Here is a 26,086-nt window from a genome sequence, read left to right on the forward strand (position 1 = left end):
GCCGCCGCGGGGGTCATTTCCGGCCGGGGGTCCAGTTCATGCCCCAGCCGTATGCGTGGTCGACGGTCCGCTGCGGACTCACCCCGCGCTCGGGCACCAGGTAGCGCGCCTCGCGCTGGACGACCAGGTCCCCTCCGGTGTTGGTGATCAGGGCGAGCGCGCACACGAGCGAGGGAACCGTGCACTCGTCGAGTGAGAACTCGATCGGCGCCCCGTGCTGCGGCCGGAGCGTGACCGAGGCGTGCAGATCGGCGAAGGACCGGGCGCCTTCGTAGATGGTGACGAAGACGAGGATGCGCCGGAAGGCGTCCTTGTGGTCGAGGTTGACGGTGAGGTTCTCCCCGCTCGACACGGCGCCGGTGCGGTCGTCACCGTCGAGGTGGATGTACGGCGGCCGGTGCAGCGCTCCGAAACTGTTGCCGAGGGCCTGGACGACGCCCTTGCGGCCGTCGGTGAGTTCGTACAGCGCGCACAGGTCGAGGTCGAGGTCGGAGTGCGTCGCGGTGGGGCGCCCGAACTTGCTGCTCCACCCCGAGAACTGCTTGCGCACCTCCCAGTTGAGGTTGACGTGCAGCGCTCCGGAGGTGCCGCCCTGCTTGGTGAGGGAGACGGACGGGGCCTCCTTGGTGAGCGTCACCTTGGTGAGGCGGACGGGCGTGGGCGGCGCGGCGGGCGGGGGCGGAGCGGCGGGGTGCGGCACGGGCGGGGGCGTGTACGCGGCGGACGGCGCTGCTGCGGGCGGCGCCGCGACGGGGGTCGGTGCAGCCTGCTGCGGTTCGTCCACCGTGATGCCGTAGTCCGTGGCCAGCCCTTCGAGGCCGCTGCTGTAGCCCTGCCCCACGGCGCGGAACTTCCAGGCGCCCTGGCGACGGTAGAACTCGCCCAGCACGAAGGCGGTTTCGGTGGTGGCGCCCGGGTTGTCGAAACGGGCCACCGGCGTGCCCCGGATGGCGTCCTGGACCTCGATGTACAGGTCGGGAATCCGCCCGAAGGTGCCGCCGTCGGCCGAGGCGGCGAGGACGACGGTCTCGATGGCGGGTTCCACACGCGCGAGGTCGACCAGGAGCGTGTCGGTCACCCGGCCGTCGGCGGTGTGCTTGCCCTCGTGCCGGATCGCGCCGGAGGAGTGCTCGGGCTGGTTGTAGAAGACGAAGTCCGCGTCGGAGCGGACCTTCCCGCTCACCAGCAGCAGAGCGGAGGCGTCGGCGTCGGGCACGCCCGCTCCGGTCCGCCATCCCAATTCCACCCGCAACGCGGCGGTCGGCACCGGAGTATTTGAACCTTTCAGCATTTGCATGTCCGCCCCCATTGCGTGTCGCCGCGGCAGGCCCGTCCCGGCCGTCCGTCGAGTTTCGTGCGCACAACCTAATTGCTCGCCACGGCGAAGTCCCCCGCGCGACCACCACGGAGACCGGCGGCCGACCGCCGGTAACCCGCCCGGAACTCGGCCTTTACACGATCAAGCCCTCGTTCGCCGCCCCTTTTTGGCGAGTTCGCTCGCATTGGGGATCCCGGGTCACTGCGGACACGGAAAACAACCCTCTTATCGGTCTCCCCAACGAGCACATAGTTGGCTTAACTTATGTGGCATGACCTCCCCCCGCTCCACCTATGGCGGCGGCTACTACTCCGCCTCCTTCCCGGACACCCCGATCTACGACAGGCTCGTCGCCGAGCGGGGTACCCCGCAGATCGCCCCGATCCGGGTCCCCGCCCAGTACGACATGCCGGGCAGCAACCTGCCCGCCCTCCCGTCGGCGCTGCCCGCCCTTCCGGCAGCCCCCTCCCAGTCCGCCTACGGCTATCCGCAGACGCAGCAGCCCGCCCCGCTGCAGCAGGCGCCCGCGGCGTACATCCCGCAGCAGGCCACCGCTCCGCGCGGCTACCCCGGCCCCCAGCCGCAGCAGCCGCGTCCGGCGGCCCCCGCGGGCTACGAGGCGATGCGCCCCGCGGCTCCCCGGCCGGCCCCGGCTCCCTACCAGGATCCGTACAACAGCCAGCAGTACCGCGGGTACTGAGCCGGACCCCCGGGGGCTGTCCGTGCCGGCTGGCACGATGGCCCCATGGGGAACGCTCACCTGCACTCGATTCACGTCCATCCGGTCAAGGCGGTCCGGGGCCTGGCGCCCGGGCAGGCCGTCGTCGAGCCCTGGGGGCTGGCCGGGGACCGGCGCTGGGTGCTGATCGACGACGGGGGAAAGGTCGTCACGCAACGCGGCCAGCCGCGACTCGCGCTCGCCGCTGCCGGGCTGCTGCCCGGTGGCGGCGTCCGGCTGTCCGCGCCGGGCATGCCGCCGCTGACCGTGCCCGTACCCCGGCCCTCGGTCACGGTGCCGGTGGAGATCTTCCGCGACAAGGTCGAGGCGGTCCCCGCCGAGGACGAGGCCGCGCACGCCTGGTGCAGTGCCCACCTCGGCATCGAGGTGCGCCTGGTACACCTGGACGATCCGGCCACGCGCAGACCCCTCGCCCCGGAGTACGCGCGGCCCGGTGAGACCGTCTCCTTCGCCGACGGCTTTCCACTGCTGCTCACCACGACCGCCTCCCTCGACGCCCTCAACTCCCTGATCGCACAGGGCGAGTACGCCGGCGAGGGCCCGCTGCCCATGAACCGCTTCCGGCCCAACGTGGTCGTGACGGGCACCCCCGCGTGGGCCGAGGACGACTGGTCGCGCCTCGCCATCGGGGACGTGCCGTTCCGCGTCGCCAAGACCTGCGGCCGGTGCGTGGTGACCACCACCGACCAGGACACCGGCGAGCGCGGCCGCGAGCCCCTGTTCAGCCTGGGACGGCACCGCCGCCGCGACGGCAAGCTGGTCTTCGGCCAGAATCTGGTGCCGCTGTCCCGCGGCACGATCCGGGTCGGGGATCCACTCAGGATTCTCGAATAGCTCTTCGGGCGGAGCGGGAACCGAGCCGCGGGTCCGGGCGTTTGGGCTTGTGTGAGAAATTCATGAGAGGCCCCGGGGAGAGGTGATTTCGCTCTCTCTTCGACGGGTCCGTGCGTGGACGGCTCCGCCGGGGAGTATCACGGAGCGGGAAGGGGGTGCGGGCAGTGCGAGCGATCAGCGGACTCTGGCGCTGGCGGCGCAATCCGCTCTGCCGCGCGACCGACCTGGCCGAGGCCTGGGCGGCGCTGGCCGCCCTGCTGCTGATCCTGCTGGTCGCGCCGGTGGCCGGCACGCTCGTCGGGGAGGCGGCTCAGGACGCGCTGCAGCGCTCGGTGCGGGCGCAGCACGAGGCGCGGCATCTCGTGACCGCCACGGTGGTCCGCAAGCTGGACCGCTCCCCGCTGGACTCCGACCCCGAGACGTCGTCGGGCCGGGATCTGCGCAACCGCGTCCTCGCCGACTGGACCGCGCCGGACGGCACCGCGCACCAGGGCCCCGCCCTGGCGAGCCTCAAGGACCCGCAGCAGGGCGACAGGTTCCGGATATGGACGGACGCGCACGGCCGGATGGTGTCCCGCCCGCTCGACTCCGCGACCGCCTCGACGCACGCGGTCCTCGCCGGCTTCGGTGCGGCCCTGGCGACGGGCGGTCTCATAGAGGGCGGCAGACGGCTGATCGTCTGGCGCATGGCCCGCCGCCGGTACGCCCGTTGGGACCAGGCATGGGACAGGGCGGGCCCGGACTGGGGCAGGACGGGCACCGGCAGCTGACGGCCTTCCGGCTCTGGTCAACCCACCACCCGCGCGCACGCTACGGTGGTCCGGCCGAACCGTTCGGCACAACCCGCGCGCGAGCGAGCCTCAGGGACGCGCCGGTGTCGATGCCGCGTGCGTGCCCAGGCCCCGCAGGGCCGGGCTCGGTCGCGGTCGCGACCCCGGCCGGAGCGCCCCGAGGGCGGACGAGCCATCAGTACGACCGAGGTGGGGGCACAGCTACACCATGGCACAGGGCACGGTCCAGGTGACGCACACCGGCACGTCGCGGTGGCGGCGCCGCACGGGTGAGTACGCATCGCTCGCCGCCGCCCTGGAGGCCGCGGCCGACGGAGACGTCCTCACCGTCGCGCCCGGCACCTACCGGGAGAACCTCGTCCTGCAGCGTGCGGTGACCCTGCGCGGCCCCGAGGGCTCCCCCGGCTCGGTGCGGATCGCGCCCGTGGACGGCGTGCCGCTGACCGTGCGCGCCTCGGCGGTGGTGCAGGACCTGCACGTCGAGGGCCAGGACGCGGCCGCCCCCGCCGTGCTGGTGGAGGAGGGCACCCCGGAGCTGCGAGACGTGCGGGTCGTGACGCGGTCGGCGGCCGGGATCGAGGTGCGCGGCAGCGCCCGGCCCACGGTGCGGCGCTGCGCGGTCGACAACCCCGCGGGCGTCGGCATCGCCGTGGTCGACGGCGCGGGCGGGTTGTTCGAGGAGTGCGAGGTCGTCGCGGCCGGTCAGGCGGGGGTGGCGGTGCGCGGCGGCGCCCACCCGCGCCTGGAGCGCTGCCGGGTGCACCACACCTCGGGCTCGGGCCTGTCTGCGACCGGGGAGAACTCGGCGCTGGAGGCCGTGGGCTGCGAGGTGTACGAAGTCCGGGGCAGCGGTGTGCAGATCACCGGCCGGGCGACCGCGCACCTCACCGACTGCGATGTGCACCGCACGACGTCCGACGGCGTCACACTCGACACGGACGCCGTGCTGACCCTCGCCGACTGCCGTATCCACGACATCCCGGAGAACGCGGTCGACCTGCGCTCCCGTTCCGTTCTCACCCTGACCCGCACCACGGTGCGGCAGTTCGGGCGCAACGGCCTGTCGGTGTGGGACCCGGGCACCCGGGTGGACGCCAACCAGTGCGAGATCTTCGACAGCACGGGCGACTACCCGGCGGTGTGGGTCAGCGACGGCGCCACCGCCGTCCTGGACTCCTGCCGGGTGCACGACGTGCCGGACGCGTTGTTCGTCCTCGACCGCGGTTCGCGCGCGGACGTCGTCGACACCGACCTGTCGCAGGTGCGCAACACGGCCGTGTCGGTGAGCGACGGAGCGACCGCGCAGCTCGACGACTGCCGGATCAGGGACGCGGCGACGGGCGCGTGGTTCCGCGACCACGGCAGCGGCGGCACGCTCAGTGGCTGCACCGTCGACGGCACCCAGACCGGCGTGATCGTCACCAAGGGCGCCGACCCCACGGTGGAGCGCTGCACCATCGACTCCCCGGCGGAGGCCGGTGTCTATGTCTCGGCCGGCGGCCGGGGCAGCTTCCTCAGCTGCCGGGTGACCGGCAGCGGCGGCTACGGCTTCCACGTCATCGACGGCAGCCGGACGACGCTGCGCAAGTGCCGCACGGAGCGGTGCGCGCGCGGAGGTTACGAGTTCGCGGACAGCGGCGCCGACGCGGCGTCCGGGGCGGGCCCGGTCGTCGAGGACTGCACGAGCGACGAGAGCGCGGGGCTGCGCGCGCCCGCGGCGCGAGAGACAGCCGTACAGGCCGTGAGCCACTCCCCCGGCCTGCTGGGCGCGGTCCCGGGACCGCGCACCGAACCGGAGCCCGGGGCGCCGGCCGCCGAGCCCGAGCAGCCGGCCCGGACCTCCAAGGACGTTCTCGGTGAACTGGACGCGCTGGTGGGCCTGGAGAGCGTCAAGCGCGAGGTGCGCGCCCTGACCGACATGATCGAGGTCGGCCGGCGCCGTCAGCAGGCCGGCCTCAAAGCGGCCTCGGTCAAGCGCCATCTGGTCTTCACCGGCTCTCCCGGCACCGGCAAGACGACGGTCGCGCGGCTCTACGGCGAGATCCTCGCCTCCCTCGGTGTGCTGGAGAAGGGCCACTTGGTGGAGGTGTCCCGGGTCGACCTGGTCGGTGAGCACATCGGCTCGACGGCGATCCGCACCCAGGAGGCCTTCGAGAAGGCGCGCGGTGGCGTGCTGTTCATCGACGAGGCGTACGCGCTGTCCCCGGAGGACGCGGGTCGGGACTTCGGCAAGGAGGCCATCGACACGCTGGTGAAGCTGATGGAGGACCACCGGGACGCGGTCGTGGTGATCGTCGCGGGCTACACGGCCGAGATGGAGCGCTTCCTGTCGGTCAACCCGGGCGTGGCGTCCCGCTTCTCGCGGACCATCACCTTCAGCGACTACGGCCCCGAGGACCTGCTGCGGATCGTGGAGCAGCAGGCCGAGGAGCACGAGTACCGGCTCGCGCCGGGCGCCGCCGAGGCTTTGGGGAAGTACTTCACTCTGCTCCCCAAGGGCCCGGCGTTCGGCAACGGCCGTACCGCACGGCAGACGTTCGAGGCCATGGTCGAGCGGCACGCCAGCCGGGTCGCCCAGCTCCCGGAGCCGGACAAGGACGATCTGACGCTGCTCTACGCGGAGGATCTGCCCGAGTTGCTCTGAGGATCGGCCCGGGCTCTGTTGCGAGAGTGATGTCGCACGGCAGGCGCCACTCTCGCAACAGACCCTAGGCGGCGGGCGGCTCGGGCAGGGGGCGTGGCGAAGGCAGCTCCGGATGCTCCGGGTGGCGCTCCGGATGCTCCGCGGGCGGCCCCGGGGGCTCTGCGGGCGTCTCGGGCCGCAGACGGGCCAGCAGGGTGCGGCGCTCCTCGGCGAACACCGGGTCCGCCTGGTAGTCGGAGTGGCCGAGGATCGGCGCGGGCAGCGGCAGGAGAGCGGTGCGGCCGTAGGCGAGGGGGTCCATCAGGGGGGCGTGGTCGACCTGCGGTCCGCGGTCGCCGGGCAGCCGCATCGGGCCGCCGATGGGGTCGGTGAGCCGGTAGAGGTTGCGCCAGCAGTCGACGTCCCGGTGCAGGGAGACGAGTGCGGCGGGCCCGAAGTGGGCCGGGAACCAGCGGCCGTAGAGGCGCTCCAGCGGGGAGCCGTAGGTCAGCAGGGCGACGCGCTTGCGGGCGGACGGGGCGAGTTGCCAGGCCGCGGCGGCGGCGAGGACGCTGCCCTGCGAGTGCCCGGAGATGACCAGCCGTCCGCCGGTGGCGCGCGTCCAGGTGGCCATCCGCCAGGTCAGGTCGGGCACCGCGCGTTCGGCGTAGCAGGGTGGGGCGAAGGGGTGCGAGGCGCGTGGCCAGAAGGTGCCGACGTCCCACAGGATGCCGATCGTGCGGCGGGCCGCGGCGTCCTTGTAGGCGCGCCGTCCCCAGGTGACGAAGAGGAGGAAGCCGAGGCCGATGAGCCAGGAGCCGAGGGCCTGGGAGGTCTCGGCGGCGCCGTGGACGACCGGGTAGGTGCCCTGTGCGGCCTCGCCCGGGGTCTCGTCGGTGGCCAGGGCGCCCACGAGGGCTCCCGCGCCGAGCAGCAGGGTGACACCGGAGGTGACGGCGACGATGCGGGGCCCGCGGTCGGTGAGCGAGGCCATCGCACGGGTGTAGGCGATACGGCGGGTGCGGGCGCGGTCCTGGTTCTCGTCCGGGTAGTCGAGTGCCACGGCGGTGCGCTCGGCGCGGGCCAGCTGCCAGGCGCGGTGGGCGAGCCAGCCGAAGAGCCCCAGCAGCACGACGAGCAGCGGCGGGATCACGGACGCCTGCCAAGTCAGCAGCACCGGCGGGCCCTCGATGGCCGCCCCGGTGCCGTCCAGCCAGTCGGACACGCGCTGGGAGACGCCGCCGGACATCACCCCGCCGAGCGCGCAGGCCAGCATCGCCACCGCGGGTCCGCCCAGGCCACGCAGCACCGCCCGGCGGTCGGGGTCGGTGCGGTGCAGGACGTGGGCGACGACTCCGAGGACGATCACGAGCAGGCCCTGGACCAGGGCGATCCCGCCGAAGGTCGTGTCTCCCGGCAGTCGGCCTTCCGACGTCCACCCCGGGCGCTCCCACCCGGCGTACACCACGGCGAGGGCGAGCAGGACGAGCGCGGCGAGCGGCAGGCGTCGTACGAAGCGTTCGTCGAGTGTGCGGTCCAGTCGTCTCTCGCTGCGGCCGCGGCGGCACACCACCCAGACCACGGCGACCGCGCAGAACGCGAGGGCCGCTTCCAGGATCAGGCCCAGGGTGCCGAGTACGGCGGGGCCGCCGGGGCGGCGGTCGTGGCGGGCGGCGGCACTGCCGACGGCGGCGGCGACCGTGATCAGGCCGGCGGCGGTGTGCGCGGCGCGCAGCCGGGCCACCAGCCGGCGCCCGTACCAGAAGCCGGGCCGGCCGAGCGCCGTCGGGCCGCCGTCCCCTTCGGGCTCGGGGGCACGCTCGATGGGCTGCTGGGACTCGTAGTCGCTCCAGGTGCGCCGGGACAGGTACCACAGGAGGACGGTGAGTGCGGTGGGCACGGCTGCGGCGAGGGCGAGACGGCGGCCGGGGGCGCTCCACCAGCCGCCGTCCGAGACGGTGGGTGAGAGGAAGCCCAGCCAGGAGTGGCGGTCGGCGCAGGCGGCGGTGCCCGCGCACTGCCAGGCCGCCAGATCGAGGGCCACCTCGCAGGCCGCCGCGACGAGCAGCACGGTCAGGGTGAGTCCCGCGAGCCGCACCAGCAGGCCGTACAGCCGCACGGTCCGGCGGCGGCCGTGGGAGGCGGGGCGCATCCAGTGGGCCAGGTTGACGACCATGAACGGCAGCAGCAACAGCCACAGGGCGCGGGTGCCGTTGCCGGAGGTGAGGTTGCACCAGACGTAGGCCTCGGGCACCGGCCCGTCACGGCGGCGGTCGTCGGGGCTGTGCTCGGCGTCGACGTCGTCCGCGCGCCGGAAGACGGCCGCGGTGTGGTCGCCGGTGATCCGTACCGTCCGCGGATCGTTGAGCATCTCCTGCGGCGTGGTGCCGCCCACGCCGTGGACCAGGAGCTCCAGGGCGGTTCCGCTCTCGGCGCGCCGCGTGGCGGGACCGTCCGGTCCGCCGGTCGGCGTCTGTTCCTGCGCGCGTTCCACTGATTCGCACTTCCCCCGTGACACGCCGTCGGCTCTGTCCGTGCGGGCACAAGGATCTCCCCTTACGCGGCGCCGCACACCCCCTGTCACCGAATCTCCCCGATCTGTGATGAAACCGGAGCGGGGAGACGAACGGCGGGTGCGGAGTGCGATGAGCGGTCGGTGGCACTGTCCGACCCTCGACATGCGAGGATGGGGCGTCCTCGCATCGCGGCTGGGAAGAATGTCCTGGTAAGAGCCGGTATGTGCGAGGCGTGTCGACGGCATTGAGGCGAAAGGACCGGAGCGTACGTGAGCGAGAATCAGAACCTCCTCGCGGAGCAGCGGAGATCCCTGATCCTCGACGAGGTCCGCCGCCGGGGCGGGGTCCGGGTCAACGAGCTGACCCGCAAGCTCGGCGTGTCGGACATGACGGTCCGCCGTGACCTCGACGCGCTCGCCCGCCAGGGCGTGCTGGAGAAGGTGCACGGCGGCGCGGTCCCGGTGGTCGAGGCGAGTACGCACGAACCGGGCTTCGAGGCCAAGTCCGGTCTGGAGCTCACCGCCAAGGAGGACATCGCACGCGCCGCCGCCAAGCTGGTCGCGCCGGGCGCGGCGATCGCCCTGTCGGGCGGTACGACGACGTTCGCGCTGGCGCACCAGCTGCAGGACGTACCGGACCTCACGGTGGTCACCAATTCGGTGCGGGTCGCCGATGTGTTCCACGCGGCGCAGCGCACCTCGGGCCCGCGCCAGGGCGCGGCCACGGTCGTACTGACGGGCGGGGTGCGCACACCCTCCGACTCGCTGGTGGGGCCGGTCGCCGACCAGGCGATCGCGGCGCTCCACTTCGACCTGCTGTTCCTCGGGGTGCACGGCATATCGGTCGAGGCCGGACTGTCGACGCCGAATCTCGCGGAGGCCGAGACGAACCGGCGGCTCGTGCAGTCGGCCCGCCGCGTGGTCGTGGTCGCGGACCACACCAAGTGGGGCAAGGTGGGCCTGAGTTCGTTCGCCGCGCTGGAGCGGGTCGACACGCTCGTGACGGACGCCGGGCTGCCCGAAGAGGCGCGCGGGGTGGTCGTGGACCATCTGCGGCGGCTGGTGGTGGCCGGGGAGCCCGAGGACACCGACGACATCTGACGGTCCCTCGACCAGGGTCGCGCGCGGTACGTCGCCCCGCGCCCTCCCCGGAGGGCGGGGCCGAGGGAGCGGGCTCAGTCGGGCCAGACGCCTGACTTCAGGAGTGAGTCGATCGCGGCGGTGTACGGCTCGATGTCCAGTCCCTGACGGGCCAGCCAGGCGTCCGAGTAGTACTTGTCGAGGTACCGGTCCCCCGGGTCGCACAGCAGGGTCACCACGCTGCCCTGCCGGCCGTCGGACACCATCTCGGCGACGATCTTCAGCGCGCTCCACAGCCCGGTGCCGGTCGAGCCGCCGGCCTTGCGGCCGATGGCGCGCTCCAGGGCCCGTACGGCGGCGACGCTGGCCGCGTCGGGCACCTTCATCATCCGGTCGATCGCGCCGGGCACGAAGCTCGGTTCCATGCGGGGCCGGCCGATGCCCTCGATACGGGAGCCGCAGTCACAGGTGACGTCCGGATCGCCGGTGGTCCAGCCCTCGAAGAAACACGAGTTCTCGGGGTCGGCCACGCAGACGCGGGTGTCGTACTGCATGTAGTGGACGTAGCGCGCGAGGGTGGCGGAGGTGCCGCCGGTTCCCGCCGTGGCGACGATCCACGCCGGCTCGGGAAACCGCTCCAGGCGCAGCTGGCGGAAGATGGACTCGGCGATGTTGTTGTTCCCGCGCCAGTCCGTGGCCCGTTCGGCGTAGGTGAACTGGTCCATGTAGTGGCCGCCGGTCTCGGCCGCGAGGCGGGCGGACTCCGCGTACATCGTGCGGGGGTCGTCCACGAAGTGACATCGGCCGGAGTGGAACTCGATGAGGCGGATCTTCTCGGGGCTCGTCGTGCGCGGCATGACGGCGATGAAGGGCACGCCGATCAGCTTCGCGAAGTACGCCTCGGAGACGGCCGTCGAACCGCTGGAGGCCTCGATGACGGGCCGGTCCGGCCGGATCCAGCCGTTGCAGAGGCCGTAGAGGAAGAGGGAACGGGCCAGGCGGTGCTTGAGACTGCCGGTGGGGTGGGTCGACTCGTCCTTCAGGTACAGGTCGATGCCCCACCGCTCCGGCAGGGGGAACTGGAGCAGATGGGTGTCGGCCGAGCGGTTGGCGTCGGCCTGGACTCTGCGGACGGCTTCTTTGAGCCACGTCCGGTAGGCGACGTCGCTGTGGTCGACGTCCAGGGTCACGCCGGTCCGGGTTTGCCGGGAAGTGCTCACGAGGGGCTCCTAACGCTGCGCGCCGCCGACGCGTCGCGCGGCCGACACCTCCGATCATAGGCACCTCGCGCACGCTTCTCACCTGCATAAACGTACCTTTGAGCCCCCCAAAGCGCCCCCAGGAGCAGAGCCGGGGCAAGGGGGCGCGTGGACCCGGGGGCGCAATGGTGAGCGTGCTGCGGGCGCCCCCCGGCGAGGGCGTCGCGGGCACTGGTGCTGGGCGCCGGGCGGGGGCAGACTGCACGGCGGGACCAGGGCCGGGCACACTGGAACAGGACACGAGCCCGTACCGGGCATCGCGCGGAGCGAGCCGGTACGCCGACGCACACCAAGGGGGCGGGTGGCATGGGAGAGCCGGAGTTCAGGGCCACGGGCGTGCGGATCGGGAAACGGCTGCGCTCGCTCACCCGGGCCGGACAGGTCCGGATCAACGACGGCCGGCTCGAGCTCCTGACCAGCTACGGCAGCGAGATCGACAGCGCCCCGGTGCAGGCCGTGCGCGCCTCCAGGCCGTGGTTCGGCCCCGATGGCCGGGCCACGGCGGACATCAACGGCAAGCGGTACCTGCTCACCCTGGGCGAGAACGACCCCGCACCGGGAGAGCCGGGCCCGCCGGCCGCGCGGCGCTTCATCGAGGCCGTGCGCAGGGCAGCGGGGCGTGGCGACTGAGATGTCCGCGAGTTGCGGTACCTCACCCCCTGCGTCACTCTGGTCTCACGTCACTCTGGGTTTACCGGCGATAACGCTGCGAACCAGCCCGCCGGCCACGACAGCAGGCGGCAGTGTCACGCAGGCGCCCTGCTGGATCCGAATCCCGTGTTCTTCCGGACCTCACGTCGGGGAGTCGCAGCCGTGATCAGCTACCCAAGCAGGCACTGCACGGTGGAGCTCCAAGCCCTGCCGTCGCGGATCGGCCAGGTCCGCAGAATCGTATCTGCGCAATTGCGCTACTGGCATCTGGATCCCCTGATCGACCGGGCCTCGCTCGGCGTGACGGAGCTGTTGTCCAACGTCCACCGGCATGCCCAGCCCGACAAGACGTGCACCGTGGAGATAGAGCTGCTGCTGGACCGGCTCATGGTCTCGGTGCGCGACGGCGATCCACGCATGCCCGTGGTGGAGGACCCTCAGGACATCGCACCCATGGCGACCTGCGGACGCGGGCTGGCCATGGTCGCCGCCATGAGCGAGAGCTGGGGCGTCCGGCCGGACGGCGAGTCCGGCAAGGTCGTGTGGTTCACCCTGCCGACGTCCGCCCCCGTGATGACGGCGCCGTCGCTCCGTACGCGGCGCACGGTGCCGGCCGAGCCCGAGCGCCGGTTCGCCGAGGTCGGGGCGTCCACCGACGGGCTCCTGCCCGACCATGCTCCCGCCCGGTCCGCCGTTGCCGGCTGACCGGGCGGTGACCACCGTCCCCGCTCTGGTACGCCGGGGGGCGTACGCCGCGGCGCGCGCCCCCATGGTGTTCGCCGTCGCGTGCGCTCCCGTGGTGTTCGCCGTCGCGCGCACCCGGTGGTGTTCGCCCTCGCGCGCGCTCCCGCGGTGTACGCCACTGTCACGGTGACGCGACGGCGCGCAGGACGTCCGGGCGTGCCTCGCGCCGGACCGGTCACGGTCCCGCGGGGCGCCGGCCGCGCCTGATCATCCCGCACCTCCCTTGTGGCCGAACTCCTCGTTCAGCACGGACAGCCGGCGCCAGTACTCGTCCTCGTCGATGTCGCCTGAGGCGAAGCGGCGCCCGAGCACGGCGATGGGCGAGTCGTTCCCGACGGTGGACCGCTGCCCGGGGCCGCCGCGACGTCCGCGCCACGCGGTGCGGCGCAGCAGCGTGATGCCGCCGCCGATCACCAGCGCCCAGATCACCGGGACCAGCAGGATCCACGGGCCGGGCCCGCCACCGTCACCGAAATTCGCCAGGGTCTGCATGTCGTCCCACTCCTCGATCGCTGCATGTCGTGTGTCGCTTTCGAGGGTCGTCCGGCAAGGGGTCCCCGGTCGTCGTACGGCCGGCGGCACCGTGTGTACCTCCCGGGGAGCAGGCGGGCGGAGCTTGGTGCTTCGCACGCCCTCGACTTCTGTAACTACTGGTATGTACAGTGAGGGCATGAGCACCCCGGAACGGCTGATCGAGTCCACCCGCGAACTGCTGTGGGAGCGCGGCTACGTGGGCACCAGCCCCAAGGCGATCCTGGAGCGCGCGGACGCCGGACAGGGCAGCATGTACCACCACTTCAAGGGCAAGCCCGATCTCGCCCTGGCCGCGATCCGGCGGACCGCCGAGCAGATGCGGGCCACCGCCGCGGGAGTGCTCGACGGTCCGGGCACGCCGTACGAGCGGATCGAGGCGTACCTGCGCCGCGAGCGGGACGTGCTGCGGGGCTGCCCGGTCGGCCGGCTGACGATGGACCCCGACGTGATCGCGAGTGCCGAACTGCGGGCGCCGGTCGACGAGACACTCGACTGGCTGCGCGGGCGCATCGCCGGGCTCGTCGAAGAGGGCAAGACCCAGGGCCAGTTCGCGGCCGGCCTCGACGCCGGGGAGATCGCGGCGGCGGTCGTCGCGACCGTCCAGGGCGGCTACGTCCTGGCCCGCGCCTCCGGCTCCCCCGCCGCGTTCGACGCGGGAGTCCGGGGCCTGCTCTCCCTGCTGGCACCCCGGTCCTCCTGAGGAGACAACCATGCACGCCATGCAGTACGAGCTCACCCTGCCCGCGGATTACGACATGGGCATCGTCCGCGACCGCGTCGCCCGCCGGGGTCATCTGCTCGACGACTGGGCCGGGCTCGGCCTCAAGGCCTATTTGATCCGCGAGTGCGGTCGGCGCGGCTCACCGGTCAACCAGTACGCGCCCTTCTACCTCTGGAACACCGTCGACGGGATGAACGCCTTTCTGTGGGGCGGTGGGTTCCAGGGGGTGAGTGACGACTTCGGGCGGCCGCCCGCGCGGCAGTGGACGGGGCTCGCGTACGAGGAAGGAAACGGCTCGCACGCGCGGTTCGCGGTACGGCACCGCCAACCCGTCCCGAACGGCGTGCCGTTGGGCGAAACCGTGGAGGACGCGGTGGGCGAGGCCCGGCGGCTGGCGGCGGAGGACGGGGCCCTGTGTGCCGCCGCGGCCGTCGACACCAGCCGCTGGGAGCTGGTGCGCTTCAGCCTCTGGGAGCAGGAGCCGCCCAAGCCCGACGGCGACGTGTTCGAGGTACTGCACCTGTCCGCGCCGGGCCGGGACCGGCTGCCCCGGGGACGTGGGTGGTGAGCGCGGTCCGCACGGTGCTGGGAGACGTGCCCCCGGGGGACCTGGGGGTGTGCGACGCCCACGACCATCTGTTCTTCGGCAGTCCACAGCTGCCCGGCCAGGAGCTGCGCAGCGTGACGGCGGCGCGGGCGGAGCTGCTCGCGTTCCGGGAACGGGGCGGTGGGGCCGTCGTGCAGTGGACGCCGTACGGGCTCGGGCGGCGGGTCGCCGATCTGCCGCCGCTGTCCCGGGAGACCGGTGTGCACGTGGTCGCCGCGACCGGTCTGCACCAAGCCGTGCACTACGACGAGGGCACGCTCGCCGGGCTGCGGAGCCGGCTCGCCCAGGTCTTCGTCTCCGAACTCACCGAGGGCATCGGGACGTCGGGGGTGCGGGCGGGGCTCGTCAAGGTCGCGGGCGGTTTCCACGCGCTGGACGCGCACGCCCGCTGGACCATGGCGGCGGCGGCCGAGGCGCATCACGCCACGGGCGCGACGGTCACCGTGCACCTGGAGATGGGGACCGGCGCACTGGACGTAGTGGACCTGCTCTGCGGGCGGTTGGGGGTCCCGCCCGACCGGGTGGTGCTCGGGCACCTCAACCGCTCCCCCGACCTCGTGGTGCACCGGCAGGCGGCGGAGTACGGCTGCTATCTGGCCTTCGACGGGCCGTCCCTCGCCCACCACGCCACGGACTGGCGGATGCCGGACGCCGTCCGGGCCCTGGCGGACGCCGGGTTCGGCGACCGGCTGCTGCTGGGCGCGGACACCACCACGGCCGCCGCCCGCTCGGTGGACGGCGGCCCCGGGATGCCCTACCTGCTGCGCCGGGTGCGGCCCCGGCTCGTGCACGCCGTGGGCGAGGAGCTGGTCGAGCGCATCCTCACGGAGAACCCGGGCCGGGCGTTCGGGACCGAGTGGCGCTGACGGACCGGGCCGAGGGTCTCAGCCGCCGGCCTGGTCGCTGTCCTTCATCGAGCCCCACCCGTGCCAGCGGTCGACCTCGATCCAGGCACTGACCCGGGGGCGGTCGCGGTCCGGGTAGGGCTTGCCGATGTAGTGCCGGGCGAGGAGGTCGATGTCGGCCAGGTCCTCGTCGTCGTACATCTCGGTGACGCGGCCGATGAGGGTGACGTGGGTGTACCAGTCGTCGCCGGCGAGGACGGTGAGGGTGACGCGCGGGTCGCGGCGCAGGTGCTTGAGGCGTACCCGGCCCTCGTCGAGGTTGATCAGCACACGGCCGTCCTTCCACGCGTACCAGGTGGCGGTGGTGACGGGAGCGCCGTCGGAGCGCAGCGTGGCCATGACGCACGGGTTGGGCTTGCTCAGCAGGGCCTCGGCCTCGGGCGGCAGCGGCGGCTTGGACATGAGAGTGCCTCCTAGGAGTCGGTCTTTTCGTCGAAGCTGGCGAAGTAGGCCGCGACCATGTCCTCGTCGGCGTGGCCCTGGGCGGCGGCACGTTCCATACGGGCGGCGGTCGCTTCGGCGACGTCCAGGCGGACGCCGTGTCCGGTGCCGGCCTGCACGATCAGCCGGGCGTCCTTGGCGGCGGTTGCCACCGCGAACTGGGGCGGTGTGAGCCTGTCCTCGAGGAGGAGGCCGGACTTGGCGCGCAGATAGCCCATGTCGAGGGGGCCGCCGGCGACGAGGTCGAAGAAGCCGTGCGGGTCGACGCCGAGGGCCTTGGACAGGGCGAGGGCCTCACCGGCGGCGGCCGTGACGGCGAGGACCCAGCTGTTGGCCACCAGCTTCAGCCGGGTGGCACCGGCCTGCGCCCCGTCCTCTCCGCTCCACACGGTCCGGGCGCCGACGGCGTCGAAGACCGGCGTCGCCTTCTCGCGACCCTCGGTGGGCCCGGCCGCGAGCACGGTCAGCTTCCCGTCCTCGGCGGGCTGACGGGTGCCGAGGACGGGGGCGTCGTAGAAGACAAGGCCGTGGTCGCGGGCGAAGGAGGCCAGTTCGGCGACGCCCTCGATGCCGGCGGTGGTCGACTGCACCCAGACGGTGCCGGGGCGCAGCGCGGGGGCCGCCTCACGCATGGCGTTCAGGGCGGCCGGGCCGTCGTGGAGCATCGTCAGGACGACGTCGGCGTCCTGGACCGCCCGTGCGGGGCTGTCGGCGACCCGTACGCCCTCGGCGGCCAGCGGCTCGGCCTTGGACCGGGTGCGGTTCCAGGCGTGGACGGTGTGTCCGGCCCGGGCGAGATTGCGGGCCATCGCGGCGCCCATGATGCCGGTGCCCAGGACGCTCACGGTGAGTGTGTCGGTCATTGCGTCAACTTCCTTGGTGGTGCGGTGCGGGCGGACTGCCCGTGGACCAGCCTGCCCGCTCAGCGGCGCGCCTTCCCGGAACCGGCGCGGACACGCCTGATACCCGTGGGGTCACTCTCGCGGTCTCGCGCCCGACGGCCTGTCACGCCCGCGGGGCCAGTGCCCCCAGCGGGTCGTCCAGGACCGGCTGCCACGCCAGTTCCGCCGCGCCGACCAGGCTGTTGTGGTCGAGGGTGCAGGGCAGGATGGGGACACCGCCGCTCTGGCCCCACAGGCTGCGGTCGGCCACCACCGCGCGCAGGCGGCCCGGGTCGGCGTCGAGGAGTGTGCGGTGCAGGCCGCCGAGGATGATGCGATCCGGATTGAGGATGTTGACCAGGCCCGCGAGGCCGAGGCCGAGGCGGTCGACGACGGCCTCGGCCGCGGTGCGCACGCCCGGGTCGTCGTAGTGGTGGCGGATCAGGTCGATGGACTGCTGGAGCAGGGACACTTCGGGGCCCGGTTCGCGTCCGGCCTCCGTGAGGAAGGCCAGCGGGTCGGTCTCCACGTCGAGGCAGCCTCGGCTGCCGCAGTGGCAGGGGCGTCCCTCGGGGTGCACGGTGAGGTGCCCGACCTCCAGCGCGAGACCCGAACTCCCCCGGTGCAGGCGGCCGTCGAGGACGAGCGCGCCGCCGACGCCGCGGTGGCCGGTGGCCACACACAGCAGGTCCCGGGAGCCACGGCCGGCGCCGTGCCGGTGCTCGGCGAGCGCGGCGAGGTTGACGTCGTTCGCGGCGAACGCGGGTCCGTCGATGCCCGCCGCGCGCACCTGCTCGGCGAAGATGTCCCGCACGGGCGCACCCGCGGGCCAGGCCAGGTGGAGCGGGTTCAGCGCCAGTCCCTCGGGTTCGGCGACGGCGGAGGGTACGGCGAGGCCCGCACCCACACACCGCAGCCCCGTCGAACGCAGCAGTTCGGCACCCGCTTCGACGACCGAGGCCAGCACCTTGGCCGGGTCCGCGTCGACGACCTCGCAGCCGGGCGCGGTGGCGACGATCCGGCCGCCCAGTCCGACCAGCGCCGCCCGGAACCCGTCGGCGTGCACCTGCGCGGCCAGCGCGACGGGCCCGTCGTCGGCGACGGCCAGTCGGTGGGAGGGCCGGCCCTGCGAGCCGGCGGCAGCGCCGGGCCGGGCGTCGACCCGGATCAGCCCGAGTGCCTCCAGCTCGACGGCGACGGCGCCGGCGGTCGCCCGCGTCACCCCGAGCTCGGCGGTGAGCACGGCCCGGGTCGGGGCGCGTCCGGTGTGCACGAGCTCCAGCGCGGGGCCGAGCGCTGCGCGCCCCCGGTCCAGCCGCGCCCTCGAAGTGCTCCCGTTCCCCGCCTGCCGGGGGTCCGCCTTCCCGCTCATGGGGGCGAGTCTCCCATGATCCGCCGGGACGGTGGCCGAGTCTGCCCGCCGGGCCTCGCCGCGCGGCCGGGGGCGCTGTCCGGCGGGCGCCGGAGCCCGCTCACCCGGAGGGTGATGTTGAGCCGCCCGGTCAGCCCGAGCCCGGGCGGTGCCGTCCCGGGGCGGATGCGGGGGACCCCGTGGTAGGCGAGACGGGAGGGGCCGCCGAAGACGAACAGGTCGCCGCTGCGCAGCTCGACGTCGGTGTAGGGCCGGGTGCGCGTCGCGGTGTTGCCGAAGCGGAACACGCAGGTGTCGCCGAGGCTGAGCGACACCACGGGGGCATCGGACTTCTCGTCGCTGTCGCGGTGCATGCCCATGCGGGCGTCGGCGTCGTAGAAGTTGATCAAAGCGATGTCGTAGTCCGGCGCGGGTCCGCCGAGGGTGTCGCGGACCGCCCGGCGGCCGAGCTCGCCGAGCCACGACGGGAACGGCTTGACCGGGGCGCCGTCCCCGTCGGCGACCGTGGCGGCGTAGGCGTAGGGGTACCAGTGCCGGCCCAGGCAGACCTGCCGGGCGGTCATGGTGCCGCCGCCGGGGGTGCGGACCGTGCGCAGCCCGGCGGGTGGCCGCGCCCAGTCGCGGCAGGCGTCGAGCAGTTCCGACTGGCGTGCCGCGTCCAGCCAGCCGGGCAGGTGCACGGCGCCGGGCGCGACCTGAGTGCGGTCCCTGGGGAACAGCTCGGCGTCCATGCCTTCCATGGTGCCCGACACGCCCTGAGCTGGGGCTGGGCTAGCCTGGTCGCACGATGGACGACCGTATGACGACGCCGTGGGGCGAGCCGGCGCTGACCCGTTTCCCCGAGGACCCGCGTGACCGGCTGCGTGCCTGGGACGCCTCGGACGAGTACCTGCTGAGGCATCTGGCCGAGGAGCGGGTGCCGTTGGACGGCACGGTCGTGGCGCTCGGGGACCGCTGGGGTGCGCTGGTCACGGCGCTCGCGGCGCACCGGCCGGTGCAGATCACCGACTCCTGGCTCACGCGGGAGGCGACCCGCGCCAACCTCGCGCGGGCCGGTGCCGAACCGGGGGCGGTGCGGCTGCTCACCACGCAGGATCCGCCGCCCGGCCGGATCGACGTGCTGCTGGTGCGGGTGCCCAAGAGCCTGGCGCTGCTGGAGGACCAGTTGCTGCGGCTGGCGCCGGCGGTGCACGCGGGGACGGTCGTGGTCGGCACGGGCATGGTGAAGGAGATCCACACCTCGACGCTTCAGTTGTTCGAGCGGATCCTCGGCCCGACGCGCACCTCCCTCGCCGAGAAGAAGGCCCGGCTGATCTTCTGCACGCCGGACCCCGCGCTGGAGCGGCCCGCCGGTCCGTGGCCGTACGTGTACACGCTGCCGGAAGGCATCGGTCCTGCCTCGGGCGGGACCGTCGTCAACCACGCCGGGGTGTTCTGCGCCGACCGGCTCGACATCGGGACGCGGTTCTTCCTGCGGCATCTGCCTGACGGGCGGGGTGGCCGGGTGGTGGACCTGGGGTGCGGCAACGGCGTGGTGGGTACGTCGGTGGCACTGGCGGACCCCGGTGCCGAGGTGCTGTTCGTCGACGAGTCGTTCCAGGCCGTGGCCTCGGCGGAGGCCACGTACAAGGCGAACGTCGCGTCGGGGCAGGCCGAGTTCCGGGTCGGGGACGGACTGGCGGGCGTGCCGTCCGGCAGTGTCGACCTGGTCCTGAACAACCCGCCGTTCCACTCCCACCAGGCGACGACGGACGCCACGGCCCGGCGGATGTTCACCGGTGCGCGGCGCGCGTTGCGGCCGGGCGGAGAGCTGTGGGTGGTCGGCAACCGGCACCTGGGCTACCACGTCAAGCTGCGGAAGCTGTTCGGCAACAGCCGGCTCGTGGCGAGCGACCCGAAGTTCGTGGTGCTGAAGGCCGTCAAGCGGTAGGGGTGCCGAGGGTCTGCAGGGTCCTCGCCACCGCCCGTGCCATCGCCTCCCGCGCGAGGGTGAGGTAGCTGCGCGGGTCGACCGCCTCGGGTCTCTCGGCGAGGAACTCCCGGATCGCTCCGGTCAGCGCGATGTTCAGGGCCGTGCCGATGTTGACCTTGGTGATGCCGCCCGCCACGGCGGCGGTGAGTTCCTCGTCCGGGACGCCGGAGGAGCCGTGCAGGACGAGCGGGACGTCCAGTGCGGCCGACAGGCGTTTCAGCAGGGCGTGGTCGAGGGCGGCGGTGCGGGTGGTCATGGCGTGGGAGCTGCCGACGGCGACGGCGAGGGCGTCCACACCCGAGTCGGCGACGAACGCCCGTGCCTCGTCGGGGTCGGTGCGGGCGCCGGGGGCGTGCGCGTCCAGCGGCGGTCTGCCGTTCTTGCCGCCGATCTGACCCAACTCCGCTTCGATCCACAGCCCTCGGGCATGCGCCCAGACGACCGCCGCCCGGGTCGCCGCGAGGTTCTCCGCGTAGGGCAGCCGGGCCGCGTCGTACATCACGGAGCTGAAGCCGGCGTCCGCGGCCTGGTGCAGCAGGGTGTCGCTCCGCACATGGTCGAGGTGCAACGCGACCGGCACGGCGGCGTGTTCGGCCGCGGTGAGGGCAGCGCGGGCGAGCGGGAGCAGCTGCCCGCCGCGGAACTTCACCGCGTTCTCGCTGACCTGGAGGACGACGGGGGCGCCCACCGACTCGGCGCCCGCGATGACGGCCTCGACGTGCTCCAGGGTGATGACGTTGAAGGAGGCGACGGCGGAGCCGGCCGTCGCGGCACGGGTGACGAGGTCGCCGGTGGTGGTGAGGGGCACGGGGTCTCCTGGGGCCTGTGGTCCGGGTCGGGTCGTGGGGCTTCGGCTGCGGCCCGTCGTCGCCTCCCGGGTGCGGAGCCACGCGCCCGCGGCGTGGTCCGGGCGACAGGCCCTGGGTCAGGGGGCGAGGATCACCGAGCGCGTGAGGTGGCGCGGACGGTCGGGGTCCAGCCCGCGGGACGCGGCGACGGCGACCGCCAGGCGCTGGGCGCGGACCAGTTCGGCGAGCGGGTCGAGGTGCCCGGAGATCCACGACGCGCCGGTGCCGCGCACCTGCTCGGCGAGTCCGTCCGGTGCGTCCCCGAACATCCAGGTCGCCGTGCCCGCGGTGCTGACGCTGATGGGGCCGTGCCGGTACTCCATCGCCGGGTAGGCCTCCGCCCAGGCCAGCGCGGCTTCACGCATCTTCAGTCCGGCCTCGTTGGCCAGGCCGACGGTCCAGCCGCGTCCCAGGAAGGTGAACTGCCCGCATGCGGTGAGCCCTTCGGGCAGCGGCTCGGTCAGGGCGGTGCGGGCGTCGGTGACGGCGGTACCGGGGTGCAGGCCGAGGTGGGCGCGCAGCAGGGTGAGGGCCGTGGTCGCGAACCGGGTCTGCACGACGGAGCGTTCGTCGGCGAATGCCAGGACGGCGAGGTCGTCGGCGGCCGTCGTCACGGGCGTGTCCGGGTCGGCGGTGATCGCGGTGGTGCGGGTGCCGTCCCTCAACCGGGCCAGCAGGTCCAGGACTTCGGTCGTGGTGCCGGAGCGGGTGAGGGCGACGACCCGGTCGTAGCGGCGGCCGTGGGGGAACTCCGAGGCGGCGAAGGCGTCGGTCTCGCCCTGGCCCGCGCCCTCGCGCAGGGCCGCGGCGGCCTGTGCCATGAAGTACGAGGTGCCGCAGCCGACGATCGCGACCCGCTCCCCCGGTGCCGGCAGCGCCTTCAGGAACCGGGGTGCTTCCGATGCTGCGCGTTCCCAGCACTCGGGTTGGCTCGCCAGTTCGTCCTCGACATGCGTCATCCCGCACCCTCCGCTCCAGGAGCCCGCCCGATCTGCTTGTTCCTGCAAGATATAGCCATCTTTCGAGCATCATCAAGCATCCGGTGAGGTTCGGGTGCGCTAGGGTCGCCGGAGATCGAGACGTGGAGGTGCGGATGTCGCGCGACGCCCGCTGGAAGGCGCTGCTGGAACTGCTCGTGGAGCGCGGCCGGCTGGACGTCGAGGACGCGGCGGCGGAGCTCGGGGTGTCGGCGGCGACGATCCGCCGTGACTTCGACGGGCTCGCCGAGCAGCAGATGCTGGTGCGCACCCGGGGCGGCGCGGTCGTGCACGGCGTGTCCTACGAGCTGCCGCTGCGCTACAAGTCGGCCCGCCATGCCTCGGAGAAGCAGCGCATCGCCAAGGCGGTGGCGGAACTGGTGGCGCCGGGCGAGGCGGTCGGGCTGACCGGGGGGACCACCACGACCGAGGTGGCGCGGGCGCTGGCCGTGCGCGGGGACCTGACGTCCGGGGCGCCCGCCCTGACCGTGGTGACGAACGCCCTGAACATCGCGAACGAGCTGGCGGTGCGGCCCCAGTTCAAGATCGTGCTGACCGGCGGGGTGGCCCGGGCCCAGTCCTACGAGCTGGTCGGGCCGCTCGCGGACGGGGTGCTCGGGCAGATCACCGTCGACGTGGCGGTGCTCGGTGTCGTCGCCTTCGACGTCGTCCACGGTGCGGCGGCGCACGACGAGGCCGAGGCGGCGATCAACCGGCTGCTGTGCGAGCGGGCGGAGCGGGTGGTGGTCGCCGCCGACTCCAGCAAGCTCGGGCAGCGGGCGTTCGCCCGGATCTGCGCGGCCGAGGCGGTGGACACCCTGGTCACGGACACGGCGGCCGACACGGGCACGGTGCGGCGCTTCGAGGAGGCCGGGCTGCGGGTCGTCACGGTCTGACGGCGGCGGCCGGCTGCTCAGCGGTCCCATGGCGGCGGTCCGGCGGTTACGGTCGGGCGGCGGTCCGACGGCGGCTGCGGACGGGGCCATCCGCCCGGCGGTCCGGCGGCGCGGCCTCACCCCGGCGGTTCTAGGCTGGGGCTGAGGCGCCTACCGGCAGGAGGCCGTCATGAGTGAAGGCGCGCGGGACCGGGGCATACCGGGGGGCAGGCGCTATGTGCCGATCGCGGAGCACGGGCTGATCGGTGATCTGCGCAGTGTGGCCCTGGTGGGGACCGACGGCACGATCGACTGGTACTGCTGCACGGCCTTCGACGCGCCGAGTGTGTTCGCCTCGATCCTCGACGCCGAGCGCGGTGGCTGTTTCGAACTGGCGGCGTCGGTGCCGGCCCGGACCAAGCAGTTCTACTTCCCCGACACCAACGTCCTGATCACCCGGTTCTTCACCGAGGACGGGGTCGGCGAGGTGCAGGACTTCATGCCGGTGGGCGGCGGACCGGCCGAGGCCGAGCGGCACCGGCTGATCCGGCGGGTGGTGTGCGTACGGGGCTCGATCCCGTTCCGTACGCGGGTGGCGCCCCGCTTCGACTACGGCTCCCTGCCGCACACCGTGCGGCTTGCCGGCGACACCGCGGTGTTCGGGACCGAGGGGATGACGCTCGCGCTCACCGCGACCGTACCCCTGGAGGCGGACGGGCCGGACGTGCGGTGCGACTTCAAGCTCTCCGAGGGCGAGACGGCGGTCTTCGCGCTGGACAAGGTCGGCGGCGAGGTGACGCCCCGCCGATGTGCGCGCACGGAGGCGGAGGAGCAGTTCGCGGCGACGGTGGCGTACTGGCGGCGCTGGCTGTCGGCCTCCCGGTACAAGGGCCGCTGGCGGGAGATGGTGCACCGCTCGGCCCTGACGCTGAAGCTGCTCACGTACGCGCCCACCGGGGCCATCGTGGCCGCGCCGACGACGAGCCTGCCCGAGGAGCTGGGCGGCGAACGCAACTGGGACTACCGCTACGTCTGGGTGCGCGACGCGGCGTTCTGCGTCTACGCCCTGCTGCGGCTGGGCTTCACCGGGGAGGCCGAGGCGTTCATGGACTTCGTGACCCGGCACATCAGCCCGGGCGACGGCAAGGTCTCCGGCCCGTTGCAGATCATGTACGGCATCGACGGACGCACCGAGCTGCCCGAACGCACCCTCGGCCATCTGGAAGGGCACCACGGCTCGGCGCCGGTACGGGTCGGCAACGCCGCTGCCGACCAGCTCCAGCTCGACATCTACGGCGCGCTGATCGACTCGATCTACCTCTACGACAAGTGGGCCAAGCCCATCTCCAGCGGGCACTGGGACGACGTGTGCGCGCTGGTGGACTGGGTGTGCGCGCACTGGGACCAGCCCGACGAGGGGATCTGGGAGACGCGGGGAGGGCGCAGGAACTTCCTCTACTCGCGGCTGATGTGCTGGGTGGCGATCGAGCGGGCCATCCGGATGGCCAACCGGCGCGGACTGCCCGCCGACCTGCCGCGCTGGCGGGAGTGCCGCGACACGATCTACCGGCGGATCATGAGCCGGGGCTGGTCCGAGGAGCGCGGGGCCTTCGTCCAGCACGAGGACGGCGACGTGCTGGACGCGGCGGTGCTGATGATGCCGCTGACGAAGTTCATCGCCCCGACCGATCCGAAGTGGCTGTCGACGCTGGACGTGCTCACCGAGGAGCTGGTGTCGGACTCGCTGGTCTACCGCTACGACCCTCGCTCCAGCCCCGACGGGCTGCGCGGCGACGAGGGTACGTTCTCCATCTGCTCGTTCTGGTACGTGGAGGCGATGGTGCACGCCGGCCGGATCGACGAGGCGCGGCTCGCCTTCGAGAAGATGCTGACGTACGCCAACCATCTCGGCCTGTTCGCCGAGGAGATCAGCCACACCGGGGAGCAGCAGGGCAATTTCCCGCAGGCGTTCACACATCTCGCGCTGATCAGCGCGGCCTTCAACCTGGACCGGGCGCTCGGCTGAGCCTCAGTGCCCGTGACCGCCGTTCGCATGCCCCTCGGGGGTATCGGAGCCGGCCGCCGCTCCCCCGGCGCGGACGGTGAAGGCCGCTGTGTGGACCTTTCCCTCGTGCTTGAAGTCGAGGAACAGGCGGTAGGAGCCGGAGCTGGGTGCCGTGGCCGTGAAGGAGATGTCCGGGCCGGGCCCGGTCGTGCCGTCGCCGGGTTCGCCGTTCGGGTGGACGTGCAGGTAGGCGAGGTCGCCGGAGCGGAGCGCGACCAGGTGGCCGTAGGCGCCGAGGTAGGGCTGGAGGTCGGTGACGGGCCTGCCGTCACGGGAGACCCTCAGTGTCAGCTCGCTCGCCCTGCCCGGGTGCGGGGTGCCGGACAGCTTCACTTCGTAGCCGCCGACCTGGTCCGTGGTGTTCGCGGGCGGCAGGGGCCGGGCCCGGTACGGGCCGGAGGCGGCGAGGTCCGCGCCGAGGGTGAGGTTCCGGGTGTCCTTCCCGGCCGGGGTGAAGTCGGCGAAGACGCGGTAGCCGCCCGCGCGGGGCAGGTCCACGGGGGTGCTCCAGGTGCCGTCGGCGGCGCGGGTGGGGTGCAGGTGGCGGTAGGTCACCAGGTCGCGTGAGGCCACGATGAGGTGCAGTTCCTTGTCGTGCTCGCGCTGGTAGGCGGTGAGCGCGCGCCCGTCGGTGTCCCGGACGGTGAAACGCAGGTCGGCCGGCCTGCCCGCGGAGACGCGCGGGCTTGCCAGGTCGAGCGTGTAGCCGCCCTCGGAGATCTGCAGTCCGCCGGCCGGAGGCGTGCCGTGTCCGGCGTGGCCGCCCTCCCCCTGCTCCGGTGTGGGCCGGGTGTGCTCGTCCCCGTGCTTCGGGGAGCTGTCGGCGACGACGGGGCCGATGCCCTGTCCGGCACCGTAGGCCGCGCCGAAGGTCGCTGCCAGTGCGGCGGCGAAGGTGGTGATCCTCAGTCCGGTGTTCATGGCCGTCGGCTCCTCGAGATGCCGGGTCTCCCGCTCGATTGCGGGACCTCCATGCACTTCACAATACCCCTGGGGGGTATCGAGTCAAGTCATTCTCACGCTTGCGCCAAATACCCTATAGGGGTATACCTGACGACAGCGAGGGGATACCCCCGCCCCGTATGCACCGCATCTGTCCGATCACCCGGAGGAGCATCCGATGCCCGCCACCACCTACGCCGTCTCCGGAATGTCCTGCGGCCACTGCAGGACCACGCTGACCGAGGTCATCGGCGACCTGGACGGTGTCCTCGGTGTCGAGGTCGACCTCGGCGGCGGCCAGGTCACCGTCACCAGTGCCGCCGAGCCGGACGACACCGCGCTCGCGGAGGTCGTCGACGAGGCCGGCTACGAGCTGACCGGGAGGGTCTGAG

Annotated in this window: 25 protein-coding genes; 14 read left to right on the plus strand and 11 right to left on the minus strand. The window is 73.1% G+C overall.

Annotated elements, in window-relative coordinates; translation table 11 throughout:
- Nucleotides 1–13: 13 nt before the first annotated feature.
- Nucleotides 14–1,291, minus strand: coding sequence for a TerD family protein (locus tag ACFCXS_RS19520; RefSeq protein WP_376644634.1), 1,278 nt, complete (start codon nt 1,289–1,291; stop codon nt 14–16).
- Nucleotides 1,292–1,589: 298 nt separating this feature from the next.
- Here ACFCXS_RS19520 and ACFCXS_RS19525 point away from each other — a divergent pair, with 298 nt between their 5' ends.
- The 4 genes from ACFCXS_RS19525 (at nt 1,590) to ACFCXS_RS19540 (ending at nt 6,326) form a co-directional block, all read left to right on the plus strand.
- Nucleotides 1,590–2,018 (plus strand): DUF6643 family protein, encoded by a 429-nt coding sequence (locus ACFCXS_RS19525; RefSeq protein ID WP_376644584.1) that lies wholly within the window; start codon nt 1,590–1,592, stop codon nt 2,016–2,018.
- 45 nt (nt 2,019–2,063) lie between these two features.
- On the plus strand, nt 2,064–2,891 hold the full coding sequence (locus ACFCXS_RS19530; RefSeq protein WP_376644585.1) for an MOSC domain-containing protein: 828 nt from the start codon (nt 2,064–2,066) through the stop codon (nt 2,889–2,891).
- A 164-nt stretch (nt 2,892–3,055) separates the two neighbouring features.
- Nucleotides 3,056–3,661, plus strand: a complete 606-nt coding sequence (locus ACFCXS_RS19535; protein ID WP_376644586.1) for a hypothetical protein — start codon at nt 3,056–3,058, stop codon at nt 3,659–3,661.
- Between the two features lie 229 nt (nt 3,662–3,890).
- A complete protein-coding gene (locus tag ACFCXS_RS19540; protein ID WP_376644587.1) occupies nt 3,891–6,326 on the plus strand; it encodes a right-handed parallel beta-helix repeat-containing protein in 2,436 nt (811 codons plus the stop codon).
- A gap of 64 nt (nt 6,327–6,390) precedes the next feature.
- Here the strand turns inward: ACFCXS_RS19540 and ACFCXS_RS19545 are convergent, their stop codons facing one another.
- A complete protein-coding gene (locus ACFCXS_RS19545; RefSeq protein WP_376644588.1) occupies nt 6,391–8,799 on the minus strand; it encodes a hypothetical protein in 2,409 nt (802 codons plus the stop codon).
- 291 nt (nt 8,800–9,090) lie between these two features.
- Here ACFCXS_RS19545 and ACFCXS_RS19550 point away from each other — a divergent pair, with 291 nt between their 5' ends.
- A complete protein-coding gene (locus tag ACFCXS_RS19550; protein ID WP_376644589.1) occupies nt 9,091–9,921 on the plus strand; it encodes a DeoR/GlpR family DNA-binding transcription regulator in 831 nt (276 codons plus the stop codon).
- 74 nt (nt 9,922–9,995) lie between these two features.
- Here the strand turns inward: ACFCXS_RS19550 and ACFCXS_RS19555 are convergent, their stop codons facing one another.
- The gene (locus ACFCXS_RS19555; RefSeq protein ID WP_376644590.1) at nt 9,996–11,120 is read right to left on the minus strand and encodes a PLP-dependent cysteine synthase family protein; all 1,125 of its coding nucleotides are present in this window, start codon (nt 11,118–11,120) and stop codon (nt 9,996–9,998) included.
- Between the two features lie 345 nt (nt 11,121–11,465).
- Between ACFCXS_RS19555 and ACFCXS_RS19560 the strand changes: the two genes are divergently transcribed.
- Together ACFCXS_RS19560 and ACFCXS_RS19565 are read left to right on the plus strand one after the other, a co-directional pair.
- A complete protein-coding gene (locus ACFCXS_RS19560) occupies nt 11,466–11,789 on the plus strand; it encodes a hypothetical protein (protein WP_376644591.1) in 324 nt (107 codons plus the stop codon).
- Nucleotides 11,790–11,972: 183 nt separating this feature from the next.
- Nucleotides 11,973–12,515: an ATP-binding protein gene (locus tag ACFCXS_RS19565; protein WP_376644592.1), complete on the plus strand. Its 543-nt coding sequence runs from the start codon at nt 11,973–11,975 to the stop codon at nt 12,513–12,515.
- Nucleotides 12,516–12,761: 246 nt separating this feature from the next.
- Here the strand turns inward: ACFCXS_RS19565 and ACFCXS_RS19570 are convergent, their stop codons facing one another.
- Entirely contained in the window at nt 12,762–13,046 is a 285-nt protein-coding gene (locus tag ACFCXS_RS19570; RefSeq protein ID WP_376644593.1) for an SHOCT domain-containing protein, read from the minus strand.
- 163 nt (nt 13,047–13,209) lie between these two features.
- On the opposite strand from ACFCXS_RS19570, the gene ACFCXS_RS19575 reads away from it, so the two are divergent.
- From ACFCXS_RS19575 to ACFCXS_RS19585, 3 genes are read left to right on the plus strand one after another with little or no spacing between them, the layout of a single operon-like run.
- Nucleotides 13,210–13,788, plus strand: coding sequence for a TetR/AcrR family transcriptional regulator (locus ACFCXS_RS19575; protein ID WP_376644594.1), 579 nt, complete (start codon nt 13,210–13,212; stop codon nt 13,786–13,788).
- A 10-nt stretch (nt 13,789–13,798) separates the two neighbouring features.
- Nucleotides 13,799–14,377 carry a DUF4865 family protein gene (locus tag ACFCXS_RS19580; RefSeq protein WP_376644595.1) on the plus strand — a complete coding sequence of 193 codons (579 nt, stop codon included), beginning with the start codon at nt 13,799–13,801 and terminating at the stop codon, nt 14,375–14,377.
- Complete coding sequence (locus tag ACFCXS_RS19585; RefSeq protein WP_376644596.1) at nt 14,374–15,282, plus strand: phosphotriesterase; 909 nt, start codon at nt 14,374–14,376, stop codon at nt 15,280–15,282. Before ACFCXS_RS19580 ends, ACFCXS_RS19585 begins: the two co-directional genes overlap by 4 nt.
- An 18-nt stretch (nt 15,283–15,300) precedes the next feature.
- Here the strand turns inward: ACFCXS_RS19585 and ACFCXS_RS19590 are convergent, their stop codons facing one another.
- The 4 genes from ACFCXS_RS19590 to ACFCXS_RS19605 form a co-directional block, all read right to left on the minus strand.
- Complete coding sequence (locus ACFCXS_RS19590) at nt 15,301–15,723, minus strand: PPOX class F420-dependent oxidoreductase (RefSeq protein ID WP_376644597.1); 423 nt, start codon at nt 15,721–15,723, stop codon at nt 15,301–15,303.
- Between the two features lie 11 nt (nt 15,724–15,734).
- Nucleotides 15,735–16,625, minus strand: a complete 891-nt coding sequence (locus ACFCXS_RS19595) for an NAD(P)-dependent oxidoreductase (protein WP_376644598.1) — start codon at nt 16,623–16,625, stop codon at nt 15,735–15,737.
- A 142-nt stretch (nt 16,626–16,767) separates the two neighbouring features.
- A complete protein-coding gene (locus ACFCXS_RS19600; protein WP_376644599.1) occupies nt 16,768–18,015 on the minus strand; it encodes an ROK family protein in 1,248 nt (415 codons plus the stop codon).
- On the minus strand, nt 18,012–18,746 hold the full coding sequence (locus ACFCXS_RS19605; RefSeq protein ID WP_376644600.1) for an alpha-ketoglutarate-dependent dioxygenase AlkB: 735 nt from the start codon (nt 18,744–18,746) through the stop codon (nt 18,012–18,014). Before ACFCXS_RS19605 ends, ACFCXS_RS19600 begins: the two co-directional genes overlap by 4 nt.
- A 68-nt stretch (nt 18,747–18,814) precedes the next feature.
- On the opposite strand from ACFCXS_RS19605, the gene ACFCXS_RS19610 reads away from it, so the two are divergent.
- Nucleotides 18,815–19,945 (plus strand): methyltransferase, encoded by a 1,131-nt coding sequence (locus ACFCXS_RS19610; RefSeq protein ID WP_376644635.1) that lies wholly within the window; start codon nt 18,815–18,817, stop codon nt 19,943–19,945.
- Here ACFCXS_RS19610 and ACFCXS_RS19615 read toward each other — a convergent pair.
- Entirely contained in the window at nt 19,935–20,795 is an 861-nt protein-coding gene (locus ACFCXS_RS19615; RefSeq protein ID WP_376644601.1) for a ketose-bisphosphate aldolase, read from the minus strand. The genes ACFCXS_RS19610 and ACFCXS_RS19615 overlap by 11 nt on opposite strands.
- A 117-nt stretch (nt 20,796–20,912) precedes the next feature.
- Complete coding sequence (locus ACFCXS_RS19620; RefSeq protein ID WP_376644602.1) at nt 20,913–21,794, minus strand: SIS domain-containing protein; 882 nt, start codon at nt 21,792–21,794, stop codon at nt 20,913–20,915.
- A 134-nt stretch (nt 21,795–21,928) separates the two neighbouring features.
- Here ACFCXS_RS19620 and ACFCXS_RS19625 point away from each other — a divergent pair, with 134 nt between their 5' ends.
- Together ACFCXS_RS19625 and ACFCXS_RS19630 are read left to right on the plus strand one after the other, a co-directional pair.
- Nucleotides 21,929–22,708, plus strand: a complete 780-nt coding sequence (locus ACFCXS_RS19625; protein WP_376644603.1) for a DeoR/GlpR family DNA-binding transcription regulator — start codon at nt 21,929–21,931, stop codon at nt 22,706–22,708.
- A gap of 169 nt (nt 22,709–22,877) precedes the next feature.
- Entirely contained in the window at nt 22,878–24,713 is a 1,836-nt protein-coding gene (locus ACFCXS_RS19630; RefSeq protein ID WP_376644604.1) for a glycoside hydrolase family 15 protein, read from the plus strand.
- 3 nt (nt 24,714–24,716) lie between these two features.
- Here ACFCXS_RS19630 and ACFCXS_RS19635 read toward each other — a convergent pair whose 3' ends face one another.
- Nucleotides 24,717–25,673: a hypothetical protein gene (locus ACFCXS_RS19635; RefSeq protein WP_376644605.1), complete on the minus strand. Its 957-nt coding sequence runs from the start codon at nt 25,671–25,673 to the stop codon at nt 24,717–24,719.
- A 199-nt stretch (nt 25,674–25,872) separates the two neighbouring features.
- Here ACFCXS_RS19635 and ACFCXS_RS19640 point away from each other — a divergent pair, with 199 nt between their 5' ends.
- Nucleotides 25,873–26,085: a heavy-metal-associated domain-containing protein gene (locus ACFCXS_RS19640; protein WP_376644606.1), complete on the plus strand. Its 213-nt coding sequence runs from the start codon at nt 25,873–25,875 to the stop codon at nt 26,083–26,085.
- The last annotated feature ends 1 nt before the right edge of the window (nt 26,086 follow it).

This window comes from Streptomyces sp. NPDC056373 (genome assembly GCF_042262425.1).
GTDB lineage: Bacteria > Actinomycetota > Actinomycetes > Streptomycetales > Streptomycetaceae > Streptomyces.